The organism is Vibrio sp. V09_P4A23P171 (assembly GCF_963875615.1).
Taxonomy (GTDB): Bacteria; Pseudomonadota; Gammaproteobacteria; order Enterobacterales; family Vibrionaceae; genus Vibrio; species Vibrio anguillarum.
The window spans coordinates 35822-50004 of the sequence record NZ_CAWNMR010000022.1; the positions used below are offsets into that span (position 1 = coordinate 35822).

General features: G+C 45.7%; 14 protein-coding genes. 4 read left to right on the forward strand and 10 right to left on the reverse strand.

Annotated elements, in window-relative coordinates; translation table 11 throughout:
* Both AACT23_RS08040 and infA read left to right on the forward strand, forming a co-directional pair.
* On the forward strand, nt 1–699 hold the full coding sequence (locus tag AACT23_RS08040) for an arginyltransferase (RefSeq protein WP_094129370.1): 699 nt from the start codon (nt 1–3) through the stop codon (nt 697–699).
* Between the two features lie 81 nt (nt 700–780).
* The gene (gene infA / locus AACT23_RS08045; protein WP_006075347.1) at nt 781–999 is read left to right on the forward strand and encodes a translation initiation factor IF-1; all 219 of its coding nucleotides are present in this window, start codon (nt 781–783) and stop codon (nt 997–999) included.
* 142 nt (nt 1000–1141) lie between these two features.
* Here the strand turns inward: infA and clpA are convergent, their stop codons facing one another.
* Together clpA and clpS are read right to left on the reverse strand one after the other, a co-directional pair.
* Nucleotides 1142–3412: an ATP-dependent Clp protease ATP-binding subunit ClpA gene (clpA, locus tag AACT23_RS08050; protein ID WP_047690881.1), complete on the reverse strand. Its 2271-nt coding sequence runs from the start codon at nt 3410–3412 to the stop codon at nt 1142–1144.
* A 42-nt stretch (nt 3413–3454) separates the two neighbouring features.
* Entirely contained in the window at nt 3455–3775 is a 321-nt protein-coding gene (gene clpS / locus AACT23_RS08055) for an ATP-dependent Clp protease adapter ClpS (protein WP_010319243.1), read from the reverse strand.
* A gap of 473 nt (nt 3776–4248) precedes the next feature.
* Here clpS and cspD point away from each other — a divergent pair, with 473 nt between their 5' ends.
* On the forward strand, nt 4249–4470 hold the full coding sequence (cspD, locus tag AACT23_RS08060; protein ID WP_013857087.1) for a cold shock domain-containing protein CspD: 222 nt from the start codon (nt 4249–4251) through the stop codon (nt 4468–4470).
* A gap of 79 nt (nt 4471–4549) precedes the next feature.
* Here cspD and AACT23_RS08065 read toward each other — a convergent pair whose 3' ends face one another.
* Nucleotides 4550–6775 carry an NADP-dependent isocitrate dehydrogenase gene (locus AACT23_RS08065; protein ID WP_029189738.1) on the reverse strand — a complete coding sequence of 742 codons (2226 nt, stop codon included), beginning with the start codon at nt 6773–6775 and terminating at the stop codon, nt 4550–4552.
* A gap of 361 nt (nt 6776–7136) precedes the next feature.
* On the opposite strand from AACT23_RS08065, the gene AACT23_RS08070 reads away from it, so the two are divergent.
* Entirely contained in the window at nt 7137–7820 is a 684-nt protein-coding gene (locus tag AACT23_RS08070) for a pseudouridine synthase (RefSeq protein WP_206208096.1), read from the forward strand.
* Between the two features lie 50 nt (nt 7821–7870).
* Here the strand turns inward: AACT23_RS08070 and hisIE are convergent, their stop codons facing one another.
* From hisIE to hisD, 7 genes are all read right to left on the reverse strand, one after another.
* On the reverse strand, nt 7871–8506 hold the full coding sequence (gene hisIE / locus AACT23_RS08075; protein ID WP_017043909.1) for a bifunctional phosphoribosyl-AMP cyclohydrolase/phosphoribosyl-ATP diphosphatase HisIE: 636 nt from the start codon (nt 8504–8506) through the stop codon (nt 7871–7873).
* Complete coding sequence (gene hisF / locus AACT23_RS08080) at nt 8503–9276, reverse strand: imidazole glycerol phosphate synthase subunit HisF (protein ID WP_017044649.1); 774 nt, start codon at nt 9274–9276, stop codon at nt 8503–8505. The genes hisIE and hisF overlap by 4 nt, the downstream gene beginning before the upstream one ends.
* On the reverse strand, nt 9258–9995 hold the full coding sequence (gene hisA, locus AACT23_RS08085) for a 1-(5-phosphoribosyl)-5-[(5-phosphoribosylamino)methylideneamino]imidazole-4-carboxamide isomerase (RefSeq protein WP_013857092.1): 738 nt from the start codon (nt 9993–9995) through the stop codon (nt 9258–9260). Before hisA ends, hisF begins: the two co-directional genes overlap by 19 nt.
* Nucleotides 9996–10008: 13 nt before the next feature.
* The gene (gene hisH / locus AACT23_RS08090) at nt 10009–10686 is read right to left on the reverse strand and encodes an imidazole glycerol phosphate synthase subunit HisH (RefSeq protein ID WP_094129373.1); all 678 of its coding nucleotides are present in this window, start codon (nt 10684–10686) and stop codon (nt 10009–10011) included.
* Complete coding sequence (hisB, locus tag AACT23_RS08095; protein WP_094129376.1) at nt 10686–11759, reverse strand: bifunctional histidinol-phosphatase/imidazoleglycerol-phosphate dehydratase HisB; 1074 nt, start codon at nt 11757–11759, stop codon at nt 10686–10688. The genes hisH and hisB overlap by 1 nt, the downstream gene beginning before the upstream one ends.
* Before the next feature lie 81 nt (nt 11760–11840).
* Nucleotides 11841–12881: a histidinol-phosphate transaminase gene (hisC, locus tag AACT23_RS08100; RefSeq protein ID WP_017043905.1), complete on the reverse strand. Its 1041-nt coding sequence runs from the start codon at nt 12879–12881 to the stop codon at nt 11841–11843.
* A complete protein-coding gene (hisD, locus tag AACT23_RS08105) occupies nt 12881–14179 on the reverse strand; it encodes a histidinol dehydrogenase (RefSeq protein WP_094129379.1) in 1299 nt (432 codons plus the stop codon). The genes hisC and hisD overlap by 1 nt, the downstream gene beginning before the upstream one ends.
* Nucleotides 14180–14183 lie beyond the last annotated feature (4 nt).

Genomic DNA, 14183 nt, shown 5'->3' on the forward strand with positions numbered 1-14183 from the left:
ATGAGCTCAGATTTACAGCAAATACGCATCGGTTTAACCAATAACCACCCTTGTAGCTATTTAAAAGATAGGCAAGAACGTGTCGCTGTGACTTTAGATTCCGCCATGCAATCGCCTGAGAATTATGAAATTCTACTCGCAAATGGTTTTCGACGCAGTGGGGATACCATTTACAAACCTCACTGTGACAATTGCAACTCCTGCCAAGCATTGCGTGTTTTTGTTGACCAAGTCAAGCTATCAACCAGTCAAAAGCGGTTACTCAAAAAGGCACACGCTTTTCAGTGGCAGTTGAAACCAACCATGGATTCGGGTTGGTTTGCACTCTATGCCCGCTATATTGAAGCGCGACATAAAGAGGGCAGCATGTACCCTCCCAACGAGCAGGAGTTTGCAACCTTTTCCGCTTGTCGTTGGCTAGATACTCAATACCTGCATATTTATCAAAACGGACAACTGGTCGCGATTGCGGTGACGGATATTTTACAAAACAGTGCCAGCGCCTTTTATACCTTTTATGATCCAGAGTCAGATCTGTCACTCGGGACACTTGGCGTTTTATTTCAACTGCAATATTGCCAAGCCACACAGAAACAATGGTTATATTTGGGTTATCAAATTGATGAATGCCCAGCAATGAACTACAAAGTACGCTTTGAGCACCATCAAAAGCTAGTAAATCAACGTTGGCAAGGGTAGAATACGCCCCAACTTTACATATTTATCTTTTAGCGGCAGAATGCGTCCGTTAAAAATCGCCAAGTTTCTAAAGAGGATTAAATGGCTAAAGAAGACGTAATTGAGATGCAAGGCACTGTCCTTGATACTCTTCCAAACACAATGTTCCGTGTTGAGCTAGAAAACGGCCACGTAGTAACAGCTCACATCTCTGGTAAAATGCGTAAGAACTACATTCGTATTCTTACTGGTGACAAAGTAACTGTAGAGATGACTCCATACGACCTAACTAAAGGCCGCATCGTCTTCCGTGCTCGTTAATCTCTGATTTTCGAACGCAACAAAAAACGGAGCTAAATGCTCCGTTTTTTGTTACTTATAGAACTGGATTAAATGCAATGCATAGAAGAAAGCACGCCTCAGCGTGCTTTTGTTATTAGGTGATAAGCATCGGGATTACCGATTAGTGAACCGCTTCTTCACGAGAACCAATGTACTTAAACTTAAGCTCTTCGCCATCTAAATCCACTTTCACTGTGCCACCATCGACCAACGAGCCAAACAACAACTCATTCGCTAATGGCTTTTTCAGCTTATCCTGAATCACGCGGCCCATTGGACGAGCACCCATCTCAATATCGTAGCCTTTCACAGCAAGCCAATGACGAGCATCCTCAGAAACCTCTAACGATACACCCCTCGCATCGAGTTGAGCTTGTAGTTCAACAATAAACTTATCAACCACTTGATGGATTACACGCTCATCCAAACGATTAAACCAGATGATGTTATCTAAACGGTTACGAAATTCGGGTGTGAATACTTTCTTAATCTCTGACATCGCATCAAAACTATTGTCTTGTTGGATAAGACCAATCGATTTTTTCACTGTCTCTGCAACACCTGCGTTGGTTGTCATCACCAAAATGATGTTACGGAAATCCGCTTTTCGTCCATTGTTATCCGTTAAAGTGCCGTTATCCATGACTTGAAGTAACAAGTTAAAAATATCAGGGTGCGCTTTCTCAATCTCATCAAGTAGCACCACTGAATGTGGATGTTTAATCACAGCATCAGTTAGCAAGCCACCTTGGTCATACCCAACATAACCAGGAGGAGCACCAATTAAACGACTCACTGAGTGGCGTTCACCATACTCAGACATATCAAAACGCAGCAGCTCAATGCCAAGTAGCTTCGATAACTGCACTGTCACTTCCGTTTTACCCACGCCTGTTGGACCAGCAAACAAGAATGAACCCACCGGTTTATTGTCGGCACCTAAGCCAGCGCGTGAGAGTTTGATCGCCTCACTCAATACATCGATAGCGTCATCTTGTCCAAATACCAACATTTTCATTTTTCTATCAAGGTGCTGCAAAATGTCTTTATCGGAAGAAGAGACCGATTTTTCTGGAATACGCGCCATTTTAGCAACCATAGCTTCAATATCGGCCACTCCAACGGTTTTCTTGCGGCGACTTGCAGGTGCCAACCTTGAACGTGCACCCGCTTCATCAATCACATCAATCGCTTTATCTGGCAAATGACGTTCATTGATGTATTTTGCAGAAAGCTCTACGGCCGCACGTAACGCTTTATTGGTGTAACGTACATCATGGTGCGCCTCGTATTTTGTTTTCAGACCCATGAGTATTTTAGTGGTGTCATCCAACGATGGCTCGACCACATCGATTTTTTGAAAACGGCGAGCCAGCGCACGCTCTTTTTCAAAGATGTTGTTGTACTCTTGATAAGTCGTTGAGCCGATGCAGCGCAATTTACCGCTGCTAAGCAGAGGTTTGATTAAGTTAGCCGCATCCACCTGACCACCAGAAGCGGCACCCGCACCGATGATGGTATGAATTTCATCAATAAATAGAATCGCGTCCTGCTCTTTTTCAAGCTGTTTCAAAATGGTTTTAAAACGCTTTTCAAAATCGCCACGGTACTTAGTTCCAGCGAGTAATGAGCCAATATCCAGTGAATAAATAATGCTATTTTGAATGATTTCAGGCACTTGGCCTTCCACTATACGCCACGCCAGCCCTTCCGCAATCGCCGTTTTACCGACTCCCGCTTCTCCCACTAACAGCGGATTATTTTTACGGCGACGACACAACACTTGAATGGTTCGTTCTAGTTCTTTATCACGCCCAATTAGCGGGTCAATCAACCCTTGCTTTGCCAATTGGTTGAGGTTGCTGGCAAAGCTTTCCAAACGTTCATCAGAACTGACTTCATCAGCTGATTCGCTGCTAAAAGAGTCGGAAGAGGCTGAATTATCACTTGCGCTGGAAGCTTTAGTGATGCCGTGTGAAATGTAGTTGACGATATCTAAGCGACTGATGTCATTTTTTTTCAGTAGGTAAGCCGCATGTGACTCCTGCTCACTAAAGATTGCAACCAGTACATTCGCCCCTGTGACTTCATTGCGGCCAGAGGATTGCACATGAAATACAGCACGTTGCAGCACACGTTGAAAACTCAATGTAGGTTGCGTTTCACGTGTTTCGTCACTTTCAGGAATAAGAGGTGTGGTTTGATCAATAAAAATATCAAGCTCTTGGCGTAAGGCATCCAAATCCGCTTGGCAGGCTAATAAGGCCTCTCTGGCTGCATCATTTTCTAATAACGCAAGTAGGAGGTGCTCGACGGTCATGAATTCATGTCTTTTGTCTCGCGCTCGAGCGAACGCGCCGTTTAGACTCGACTCTAGTTCTTTATTAAGCATAAGTACCTCCTTAAGGAACCACTTTGTTGCTCCAGCAAGCGACTACGCTTGCTCCATAGTACAAAGCAGTGGATGCTCATTTTCCCTTGAGTACAAAGTAACTTGAGCTACTTTGGTCTCTGCAATCTCGGCACTGAACGTGCCACAAATTGCTTTCCCTTCATAATGCACCTTGAGCATTATCTGTGTTGCTTTGTCGATATCCATCGAGAAAAATCGCTCAAGGATTTCAATCACAAACTCCATCGGCGTGTAGTCATCGTTATTGAGAACTACGTTGTACATCGCTGGTGGTTTAATTGCTGTCTTCTCTTTCTCCAGAAGATCTGAGTCTGGAGTCACCCATTCAAAATGTTTACTCATGATGACCGTATTTAGAGTGCTTCTCTACCTAGTGGAACCGTGTGCCTCTCAGTAACCATTGTGTCGTTGGAATCTATTAATGTTATTAGTGCTACCGACACAGTTGAAAAACAACCCTTACTTAGAGACTAATGCAGCAATTGTATCGCTGCAAATAAAACATTGCTATTCCGAACTATCAACGGCGTAGTTGATTAAAAAGAAAACAAAAGCAACTGCTTTCTTTAACTATTTCATTCTTAACGCCCTATTTAATCGTTACAACAATGTAAACCTGAAAAGTGATTTATTTGCAAATATGTCGAGTATCATACCTTTTGCCTATTGACTGTGCCGAATCATTGACTACATTGGTCAATTAGTGACTAAAAATTTGGCAGCGGCTGAATTGATATTCACATTCGGGTAACGTTTTTAGGATAAGTTTCTCGATAACAACATCAGTAACTAAAATGCAATGAGGGATGTAAAGCATGGCTACAGGTACAGTAAAATGGTTTAACAACGCCAAAGGATTTGGGTTTATTTGTCCAGAAGGTGAGGATACCGATATTTTTGCTCACTATTCAACCATTCAAATGGAAGGCTACCGCACACTCAAAGCGGGCCAACAAGTTTCCTACGAGATTGAACAGGGGCCGAAAGGTTATCACGCTAGCGCTGTTGTTCCAATCGAAGGTCAACTTGCAAAATAATCGCTGCCAAACGTGTATTTGATGAAAAACCCGCCGAACTGGCGGGTTTTTTTATTGCTTAGAGGTGAATAACTGAAGGTTAAGCGCCAATGATCGCGTTCAAGGTTTGGCTTGGACGCATTAGTGCTGATGCTTTTTCAAACACTGGCGCATAGTAACCACCCAAATCACCCGGAGTACCTTGTGCCTGATTCAGCTCAGAGACGATAACCTGTTCATTTTCTTGTAGCTGCTTCGCAATCGGTGCGAATTCCGCCGCTAAATCAGCATCCGCCGTCTGCTCTGCTAAGGCCTCAGCCCAATAGGTTGCAAGATAGTAGTGACTGCCACGGTTATCAAGCTCACCAACTCTGCGCGATGGTGATTTATTGAGATCAAGGAACTTACCTGTGGCTTTATCAAGCGCATCGGCTAGTACTTTCGCTTTCGCATTTCCAGTGACAACACTCAAATGTTCCAAAGACGCCGCCAGCGCCAAAAATTCGCCTAACGAATCCCAACGCAAGTGGTTTTCTTTCTCAACCTGCTGAACGTGTTTTGGCGCAGAGCCACCAGCACCTGTTTCAAACAAGCCACCGCCATTCATCAAGGGAACAATCGACAACATTTTAGCCGAAGTACCGAGCTCAAGAATGGGGAATAGATCCGTGAGGTAATCACGCAGTACGTTACCCGTAACTGAGATGGTATCTTTACCCGCTTTGAGACGCTCAAGTGTGAACAGAGTCGCTTCAACGGGTGATAGGATCTGAATATCTAAGCCAGCCGTATCATGATCAGCAAGGTAGACGTTGACTTTTTTGATCAATTCACGGTCATGCGCGCGCTGATCGTCTAACCAGAAAATCGCAGGAACGCCAGTAGCTCTGGCGCGAGTCACGGCCAGTTTCACCCAGTCTTGGATCGGTGCATCTTTCACTTGGCACATGCGGAAAATATCACCAGCTTCAACAGCTTGCTCTAGCAATACTTTGCCGGAGGTATCCACAACACGTACCGAACCCGCTGCATCGAGGATAAAGGTTTTATCGTGCGATCCATATTCTTCAGCTTTTTGCGCCATAAGGCCCACGTTTGGCACACTGCCCATCGTGGTGGGATCAAATGCGCCGTGCTTTTTACAAAAATCAATCACCGCTTGATAAACGCCAGCGTAGCAGCGATCGGGGATCAGTGCTTTGGTGTCTTGTTGCTTGCCATCTGGCCCCCACATTTGACCAGAAGCGCGCAGCATTGCTGGCATTGACGCATCAACAATGATATCGCTTGGGACATGTAGGTTAGTAATACCTCGGTCAGAATCGACCATAGCAAGCGGTGGCTGCGTGTTATAAACCGCTTGAATCGCGGCTTCAATTTCTTCTTTCTGTGCTTGTGGCAATGCTTGTATTTTCGCGTAAACATCGCCTAGGCCATTGTTGACATCAACACCTAATGAATCAAACAACGCGCCATACTTCGCAAATACGTCCTTGTAGTACACTTTAACGGCATGGCCGAAAATGACTGGGTCAGACACTTTCATCATGGTTGCCTTCATGTGCAAGGAAAGCAGCACATCTTGCTGTTTCGCTGCTGCGATTTGTTGCTCGAAAAACTCAACTAGCGCTTTTTTGCTTAAGACTGAAGCATCGATAATTTCTTTATCAAGCAGCGCAAACTCTTTCTTTAAGACTTTAGTCGAGCCATCATGGCCGACAAACTCAATTTTGACCTTAGTGTCACCTTCAATGGTGACTGACTTTTCTGTTCCATAGAAATCTTTGTCTTGCATGCTGGCAACATGTGAACGGGATTGCGGTGACCATGCGCCCATTGAATGTGGGTTTTTCTTCGCATAATTCTTGACTGATAATGGTGCGCGGCGATCGGAGTTTCCTTCACGCAACACAGGGTTAACCGCACTACCTTTGATTTTATCGTAAGTCGCTTTAATCGCTTCTTCTTCGTAGGCACTTGGTTCTTCAGGATAATTTGGTAGGTCGTAACCTTTTTCCTGCAACTCTTTAATCGCGGCTTTCAATTGTGGGACCGATGCAGAAACGTTAGGCAGTTTAATAATATTCGCTTCTGGTTTGGTCGCCAGTTCACCTAATTCGGCAAGCGCATCACTTACACGTTGATTTTCTTTTAAATGTTCAGGGAAGCTGGCAAGGATACGCGCAGCCAGTGAAATATCGCGGGTTTCAACGCTAATGCCTGACGAGGCGGTAAAGGATTGGATAATCGGCAATAAAGAATAAGTGGCCAGTGCTGGTGCTTCGTCTGTGATGGTATAAATAATTGTAGGTTTTTCTGTAGGCATGAAAAATTTCCCTATTTGTTCTAGCAGCACCATTGGATGAAACAGCGCTGTGTGATTGTCCGTGTCAAGTGGGTTAGCATCCTCGCGACTTGAACACGATAGCGTCACTCTTTCAAAAACTGAATCGAATGTCGTTGAGCGTTATCCGATTTTAGTCATTGAGTGAAAATACGTATACACCCAAACCCTTTATTGATACTGAATCCAAATAGCATGGGTTGAGTATAATTAAACAAAACTAGGATAATAGTCTATTATCTTGTGCGTCAATCCTGTTTCTGGGCGCGCAAATCATAGCTTAAATCCAAAGTTCAGAAAACTTTCAAACACACTTCATTTACATTTTTGCAAGGTAGTTAACATGTCATCCCGCTTGCGTCGTGATTCTTCATCAGTATCAAAACCCTCTGGCTCTTCTCATTTTAAACGGCGCGATCCACATCAGCGCTCAACCGCCCGCTCCTCCTCATCTGCAGAAGAGGTAAAAAAACGAGTATCACTTGCTGATCGAAAAGTCATCATCTTTAATAAGCCTTTTGATACGCTAAGCCAGTTTACCGATGGTGATGGGCGCAAAACTCTCGCTGATTTTATTCCCGTAAAAGAGGTGTATGCCGCAGGTCGCTTGGACAGAGATAGCGAAGGTTTGATGGTGCTCACCAATGACGGCATCTTGCAAGCAAGACTAACGCAGCCGCAGTCAAAATTACCAAAAACGTATTGGGTTCAAGTAGAAGGAGAACCCGCTCAAAACGATTTAGATAAATTGCGCCAAGGTGTAGAGCTAAAAGATGGCATGACGCTGCCTGCCAAGGTTGAGATTTTGCAACCGCCTACCTTGTGGGAACGTAATCCACCGGTTCGTTTTCGCGCACAAATCCCAACCACATGGCTTGCGATTACCATTACTGAAGGTAAAAACCGGCAAGTACGACGTATGACAGCGCATATTGGCTTTCCAACACTGCGCTTAGTGCGCTACGCGATGGGCGACATTGTTTTAGGCGATCTACAACCCGGTGAGTGGAAAGAAATTACCCTCTAACACCGCTCTCAAAAAACGGAAGCCTCTTTATTTAAGAGGCTTCACTGTGTTTATTTATGGCGTTCTTTAAGCTTATCAATCACATCACTCAACGCTAATCCTTGGTCTTGCAATAGCACCAATAAGTGATAAATCAAATCAGCAGACTCACACACTAACTCCGCCTTATCGCCCGACGTCGCCGCAAGTGCAACTTCAACGCCCTCTTCGCCCACTTTCTGCGAAATACGCTTTGTTCCACGGGCATAAAGGCTAGCGGTGTAAGAGGAATCAGGGTCGGCACTCTTGCGGGCAGCCAATAGCTGCTCAAGCTGATGAAGCCACACCATTTGAGACTCTTCTTGTGCATCGTTATCCCAACAGGTTGTGGTTCCAGTATGGCACGTTGGCCCAATGGGATTCACTTTGACCAATAAAGTGTCGTTATCACAATCGAGCGCCATGTTTTTTAACTGTAACACATGACCAGAGGTCTCTCCTTTGGTCCAAAGCCGCTGTTTGCTGCGAGAAAAGAACGTCACTTGGCCTGTTTGCGCGGTTTTTTGCAACGCATCTTGGTTCATGTAACCCATCATAAGCACTTGACTTGATTGAAAATCTTGCACTATCGCCGGAACAAGGCCATCAACTTTGTTCCAATCAATACGCTCAGAAAGTGCAACCGCACTCGATACTTGAAAACTCATCGTCTTACCTCTACACCTTCTGCTTGTAAATATTGTTTTAATTCGCCGATATTGATGATCTGCTTGTGAAAAACCGATGCCGCCAACGCACCATCGACATGAGCTTGTTGGTAAGCTTGCGCAAAGTGCTCCATCGTTCCCGCCCCGCCAGAAGCGATAAGTGGCACGCGACACACAGCACGTACCTTCTGGAGTTGCTGTAGATCATAACCATTGCGCACGCCGTCTTGGTTCATCATATTCAATACGATTTCACCCGCACCACGTTTTTGTACCTCTTGTACCCAATCGCAAGTTTGCCACTGCGTTGCTTTAGTGCGCGTCTCATCGCCAGTAAATTGATAGACCTGATACTGACCCGTTTCTTGATCGAAGTAAGAGTCAATGCCGACCACAATACATTGCACGCCAAATTTATCCGCCAAGTCAGTAATCAACTGTGGGTTAGCGAGCGCTGGAGAGTTAATGGAGACTTTATCTGCACCAAATTCTAAAATTCGCGCAGCATCTTCGGCAGATTTAATACCGCCCGCGACGCAAAATGGAATATCAATCACTGCCGCGACACGCGCAACCCAACTTTTATCCACCACTCGGCCATCACTCGACGCGGTAATGTCGTAAAACACCAACTCATCCGCACCCTCTTCGGCGTAGCGTTTTGCAAGCGGTACGATATCACCAATGATTTCGTGATTGCGAAACTGCACCCCTTTCACGACTTGTCCATCGCGAACATCCAAACAAGGAATTATGCGTTTTGCCAACATTCAAATGCCTCCTGAGCGGTGAACTTACCATCTAATAAGGCTCGACCGACAATCACGCCTGCGACGCCACTGCCTGTTAAGGCTTTGATGTCCGCTAAGCTACCGATACCACCTGAGGATTGAAACTGTACTTGTGGGTACTGTTTGCATAAATCGATATACAACTCAACGTTAGAACCGGCTAGTGTGCCATCGCGGGAAATATCAGTGCACAATACGTGTGTCAAACCGACCGTTAGGTAATCATCAATCAAGGCTTCTATCGTTACACCTGAATCTTCTTGCCAACCTGAAATGGCCACTTTACGTGTGCCGTCTTGATCAATGTTGATGTCGAGCGCTAGCACAATTTTTTCTGCGCCATACTTTTCCATCCATCCTTTGACTAATTCAGGCTGTTTTACGGCCGTAGAACCGACAACCACGCGCTGCGCACCCGCATTTAATAAATCCACCACATCTTGCTCACTACGCACACCGCCACCAATTTGAATATTGGCAGGGGTACTGGCAAGCAGTTTGGCAATCAGATCAAGCTGTCGGGCTGAGGTATCTTTTGCACCCGTTAAATCGACAAGGTGCAACCAGTTAGCTCCAGCCTGATGATAGAGGCGAAACTGCTCTGCAGGGTCCACTTTGTATTCGGTAACTTGACCATAATCGCCTTGAAATAAGCGAACCACTTGGCCATCAATTAAATCTAATGCTGGAATAATCATTGCTAATTCCCTTTTATAATTCCAAGAAGTTCTTGATCAGTGCTGAGCCAGCTTTGGATGAGCGCTCTGGGTGAAATTGGACACCATAGTAATTACCGCTTTGCAGCGCCGCGGTGAAAGGCTTACCGTATTCACATTCGGCAATCGTGTATTCACCGACGGGCATGGCGTAGCTATGGACAAAATAGAAATATTCACCCTGCTCAATGCCTTTAAACAGAGGATGGCCTCTTTCGGCATTGACCGTATTCCAACCCATATGTGGCAGTGGTAAATCGCCTGTATCCATCAGGCGAACCTCGCCGTCACATAATCTCAAGCATTCCACAATATCATTATCAACAATGCCATTAGCTTGATCGCTAGCTTGCTGTCCTTTTTCTTCTGACAGCTGACCTAACAGTTGCATGCCTAAGCAGATGCCGAGCAGTGGCTTTTCAACCTGTTTCACCAAGGTGATTAAATCGCGCTGTTGCAGATTTTTCATCGCCTCACTTGCCGTACCGACACCGGGTAAAAACAGCTTATCTGCCGTCAACACCACATCAGGATCTTTTGAAATAGTGACTGGGTACCCCAAGCGTTCGATGGCAAATTTCACGGAAGACACATTAGCGCAGCCTGTATCAATGATGACGACCTTTTGCGGCTGGCTGCTGTGATCACTCATCGCTTCGCGGACTGACGACATTACAGTACTCCTTTGCTGCTAGGTAGTTCATTGCCTTCCACTTTAATGGCTTGGCGCAATGTGCGGCCAAAAGCCTTAAAGAGACTTTCAATAATATGGTGATCATTCTCGCCACTGGATGAGAGGTGTAGCGTACAGGCCAAAGTATCGGTTAATGAACGGAAGAAGTGATATACCATTTCAGTGGAGAGATCGCCCACTTGCTCACGTGTAAAGGTGGCCTCAAATTTCAGATAAGGGCGACCCGAGAGATCGAGCGCACATTGTGCTAAACACTCATCCATCGGCAACGAAAAACCAAAACGACCAATACCACGCTTATCGCCTAATGCCTCTTTTAAGGCTTGCCCGAGTGCTAATGCGGTATCTTCAATGGTGTGGTGATCATCAATGTGCAGATCCCCATTAACGCTCAACTTCAATTGAAAACCGCCATGGGTTGCGATTTGGTCAAGCATGTGGTCAAAAAAACCTAACCCAGTAGCAATTTGATTGCCGCCCGCTTCATCCAAATTGACCGCAACTTTAATGTCGGTCTCTTTAGTGGTTCTCACCACTTCGGCGCTGCGCGCTTTCACGGTCAAGTCTTTAACTATTTCACGCCATCCCATACTTTTCGGATGATACTGAATGCCACGGATCGCCATATTTTCAGCCAGTTGCAGGTCGGTCATTCGATCGCCAATCACCACTGATTGCTGAAAATCGACTTTGCCTCCTTGCAGATACTCTTTAACCATCCCCAGTTTGGGTTTGCGGCAAGAGCAATTATCTTTTTCAAAGTGCGGGCAAATCAACACATCATCAAAGAGCACTCCTTGGGACTGAAAAATATCCATCATCATCGCATGAGGGGCATCGAAATCGGCTTGAGGATAGCTATCCGTCCCCAGTCCATCTTGGTTGGTGACCATTACCAGCCGATAACCCGCAGCCTGCAAAGCCAGTAGGCTTGGGATCACATACGGCTCTAGTTTCAGTTTGTCTAAACGATCAACTTGGAAATCGACCGGAGGCTCAACAATTAAGGTGCCGTCACGATCAATAAAGAGAATTTTTTGCTGTTTGCTCACTGGAATATCCTTTTCTATTGGCCAGTAACGTTACTTAAACGACTGGCTCTTTATTCATTTTGGGCTATTTATGGTGCTCGATTACTGATAATAATTGCGAATAAAAGCGAGTGTTTTTTCACACTCTTCGCGATTACCGATACTGATCCTCACACAATTTTCAATCGGAGAATTGCGTAAAATGATGCCGTGATCCCAAGCGGCTTTAAACAATGCATCGCCATCGGGAAATTTCACTAATAGGTAGTTTCCCCACCCTTCAAACACAGTTAAATTGGGCACCATATACAACCCTGCTTGTAAGTAAGCACGGTTTGCATTGAGATCCAACACTTGGAATTTGGTACGAGCCAGCCCAGCTTCCGATAACGCTTGCACGGCAATGTCTGCTACCGGAATTGGCACGGGATAAGGTGCAATTACCTTCTGCAGCACATCAATCAGCTCTTTATTGGCCAAGGTAAAACCGCAGCGCAAACCGGCAAGCGCAAACGCTTTAGATAAGGTGCGTAAAATCGCCAAATTCGGGTATTGCGCTAATAAATCAACGGTTGAGGCTTCTGGACAGAAATCAATGTAGGCTTCATCCATCACGACAATAGCGCGGTCTTTAGTCATTTCCAGCAAAGCAATAATATCTTGGCGCTTAACCAAATTGCCGGTTGGATTATTAGGACTACAAACGAAGATCAACTTCACGCTGTCTAAATTGGCACGAATGGCTGACAGATCGAGCTGCCAATCCGCTGTTAATGGCACAACTTTACGCTCGACACCGAACGTTTCAGCGCTAATCGCGTACATACCATAAGTCGGCGGACAGTATAAAATAGCGTCTTGATTGGGCTCACAAAATGCGCGGATCAAAAGTTCAATCCCTTCATCAGCACCGCGTGAGGTCAACACCTGCTCTGGCTGTACCTTGGCATAAGCCGCATACGCATCGATCATAGCTTTGGGTTGGCAATCACTGTAACGGTTCAAACGTACAAAATCGGTTTTGTACTCATTATTGAATGGCGATTCGTTGGCATTGAGCCACACATCACCACTGCCGCCAATACGGCGAGCCGATAAGTAAGGTTTCAGTGCTTGAATTTGCTTACGAGCCAGTTTTTCCATTATTTTTTCGCCTTTTGCAATTTTTCGACTCGAATGGTGACCGCACGTTTGTGTGCATCCAATCCTTCAGCTTCTGCCATTGTGATCACGGTTGGCGCTAACCCTTGTAAGCCCTCTGCGCTGAGTTCTTGCACCGTCATGCGCTTACTAAAATCAGCTAAACCAAGGCTAGAATAAGTACGCGTGTAACCGTATGTTGGCAAAACGTGGTTGGTACCCGAAGCGTAGTCACCGGCTGATTCTGGTGACCACTCACCTAAGAAAATTGAGCCAGCGTTATCAAGTAACGGCAACAGCTCACGAGGGTTCCGCGTTTGCACAATTAAGTGCTCAGGACCGTAGTAGTTCGAGATAGAAACCGCTTGGGTCAAAGACTCAGCGATGATAATCAAACTAGAAGCCAAGGCTTTTTCTGCAATGGCGGCGCGAGATAAGCTTTTTAGCTGCTTTTGCACTGCATCTGTTACTTGATCGGCAATCACCGCTGAAGGGGTCACTAACACAACTTGTGAATCAGGTCCGTGCTCAGCTTGGCTAAGCAGATCTGCCGCGATAAAATCGGCATCAGCCGTATCATCAGCAATCACCAACACTTCCGAAGGACCCGCTGGCATATCAATCGCTGCACCGCGAAAATCATTGCTCACTTGACGTTTTGCTTCTGTCACGTAGGCATTACCGGGGCCGAAGATTTTGTCTACTTTAGCAACGGATTTAGTCCCATAAGCCATTGCTGCAATCGCTTGACCACCACCAATGTTGTACACCTCATCAATGTTACACAGCTTGGCCACGTAGAGGATTTCGTCCGCAATCGGTGGCGGTGAGCAGAGCACCACTTTACGACACCCTGCAATTTGTGCAGGAACACCCAACATTAATACGGTAGAAGGTAAAGGCGCACTGCCTCCGGGAATGTACAAGCCCACCGTATTAATTGGACGCGTGACTTGTTCACACACCACTCCCGGCTGCGTTTCCACTTTGATCGGTTGCAGCTTTTGTGCTTTATGGAACTTAGTAATGTTCTCATAAGCTTGTTGAAGCGCTTGTTTCATCTTGTCAGAAAGACGCTCGCACGCCGCATCAATCTCACCACTTGAAACGCGAATTGAATCCGGTTTCACGCGGTCAAATTTTTCAGTTAACTCAATTAAAGCTTGGTCACCTTGCGCTTTCACCTGCGCAATCACGGCGCTCACGGCAGCAGTGACATTGGCTCCTTCAGTAATGGCCGGGCGTTCTAAAATTGAATCTTGCTGAGTTTCACTCAACGATTGCCAAACGACAGTTCTCATCGCC

Coding starts and splice junctions, on each gene's coding strand:
- hisIE (WP_017043909.1), bottom strand. CDS start 8,506: ATGAGTTTTCAAGTATCGAGTGCGGTTGCACTTTCTGAGCGTATTGAT.
- hisH (WP_094129373.1), bottom strand. CDS start 10,686: ATGTCGTCAGTCCGCGAAGCGATGAGTGATCACAGCAGCCAGCCGCAA.
- hisF (WP_017044649.1), bottom strand. CDS start 9,276: ATGTTGGCAAAACGCATAATTCCTTGTTTGGATGTTCGCGATGGACAA.
- infA (WP_006075347.1), top strand. CDS start 781: ATGGCTAAAGAAGACGTAATTGAGATGCAAGGCACTGTCCTTGATACT.
- cspD (WP_013857087.1), top strand. CDS start 4,249: ATGGCTACAGGTACAGTAAAATGGTTTAACAACGCCAAAGGATTTGGG.
- AACT23_RS08040 (WP_094129370.1), top strand. CDS start 1: ATGAGCTCAGATTTACAGCAAATACGCATCGGTTTAACCAATAACCAC.
- hisC (WP_017043905.1), bottom strand. CDS start 12,881: ATGGAAAAACTGGCTCGTAAGCAAATTCAAGCACTGAAACCTTACTTA.
- hisA (WP_013857092.1), bottom strand. CDS start 9,995: ATGATTATTCCAGCATTAGATTTAATTGATGGCCAAGTGGTTCGCTTA.
- clpS (WP_010319243.1), bottom strand. CDS start 3,775: ATGAGTAAACATTTTGAATGGGTGACTCCAGACTCAGATCTTCTGGAG.
- hisD (WP_094129379.1), bottom strand. CDS start 14,179: ATGAGAACTGTCGTTTGGCAATCGTTGAGTGAAACTCAGCAAGATTCA.
- AACT23_RS08065 (WP_029189738.1), bottom strand. CDS start 6,775: ATGCCTACAGAAAAACCTACAATTATTTATACCATCACAGACGAAGCA.
- AACT23_RS08070 (WP_206208096.1), top strand. CDS start 7,137: ATGTCATCCCGCTTGCGTCGTGATTCTTCATCAGTATCAAAACCCTCT.
- clpA (WP_047690881.1), bottom strand. CDS start 3,412: ATGCTTAATAAAGAACTAGAGTCGAGTCTAAACGGCGCGTTCGCTCGA.